Annotated in this window: 2 protein-coding genes; both read right to left on the minus strand. The window is 66.9% G+C overall.

Annotation, left to right across the window (positions count from 1 at the left end; translation table 11 throughout):
• Positions 1 to 22: 22 nt before the first annotated feature.
• Positions 23 to 637: a transposase gene (locus ABZ194_RS30385; RefSeq protein ID WP_355600448.1), complete on the minus strand. Its 615-nt coding sequence runs from the start codon at positions 635 to 637 to the stop codon at positions 23 to 25.
• Positions 547 to 1068, minus strand: a complete 522-nt coding sequence (locus ABZ194_RS30390) for a winged helix-turn-helix domain-containing protein (protein WP_355600449.1) — start codon at positions 1066 to 1068, stop codon at positions 547 to 549. Before ABZ194_RS30390 ends, ABZ194_RS30385 begins: the two co-directional genes overlap by 91 nt.
• Between the last annotated feature and the right edge of the window lie 106 nt (positions 1069 to 1174).

The raw sequence follows: 1174 nt of genomic DNA on the forward strand, positions 1-1174 counted from the left end.
TACTGAGGTTAAATCTCCAGGGTTAGGCCAGTTCGAAGGGCAGACCGGTCTCGTTGAAGAAGCCGGTGATGAGATCAGGTCGGTATTGCATGCGTTTCAGCCGGGTCTTGATGATCGTGTTGAGTGCGTCCAGGCCGGTGACCGCCAGGTTGCCCAGCCCGTTGCGGAGGTTGGCCCAGATGCCCTCGGCCGGGTTGAGCTCAGGGGCGTAAGCAGGCAGCCGATAGACCGTCAGCCAATCGCGGGCGGCGATGTAGGACTGCATCGCCCGGCTGATGTGGGTGTTCAAGTTGTCCCACACCAACACGATCGGCGCGCCGAGCTGCTGGTGGGCGGCGTCCAGCAGGTCGGCGTAGTCACGTTCGGCGAAGCTGCGCCGCTCGCCCTTGCGCCCCCGGTGCAGCCGGACCCGGTAGATCAACCGGCTCCGAGCGCCGGGCTTGCAACAGACCAGGCCCGCGATCGACACCCGGCCCGAACCTTTGCCGGGCACGGTCACCACCGGCGTATGCCCTCGCCGTGACCAGGTGCGCGCCCGGGGCGGCCTCAGGATCTGACCGGCTTCGTCCTGGAAGCAGATCCACGCGTCCTGAGCCGCCGCCGCCCTTTTACCCGCTGCCACTGCTCGGTTTTCCACCAGGTGATCACCACCTCGTCGCGCTCGGCGGCCCGGTGCACGCTCATCTGCGGCGACCAGCCCATCCGGTGCAGCAACAGCGAGACCCCGCGCAGGCTGTAGCGGATGTGAAACAGCCGGGCGATCAGCTCGGCGACCCGGGCCAGTGTCCAGCGCTGATCTTCGATCCAGCCGTGGGCGGCCGGCCCGGCCTTCAGTTCGGCCTCCAGCTGCTCCCGTTGTTTCTCGGTCAGCCGGCACGGCCACCCGGCTGGCCCTTTGGAGGCCAGAGCCGCGGTTCCCCCGGTCTGCCAGGTGCGATACCAGCGGCTGGCCGACATCGGCGAGACCCGCAAGCGCCGGGCCACCTCAGCCTGCGACGTTCCCCGCGCGAACATCTCGGCCGCGCGCAGCCGCACCGCTTCGCGTCGTGCTCTGTCTTTGGCGGTCAATCCACCGCCTTCCGGATACCTCATAACTCCGGCATACCGAACGCGAGGTCATCCAACGGTCATAAACCGCCGTCGGTGATCTAACTCCTGAGCTTCAACCTCAGTA

The sequence above is a fragment of the Streptosporangium sp. NPDC006007 genome, assembly GCF_040614315.1.
In the GTDB taxonomy this organism is placed as follows: domain Bacteria; phylum Actinomycetota; class Actinomycetes; order Streptosporangiales; family Streptosporangiaceae; genus Streptosporangium.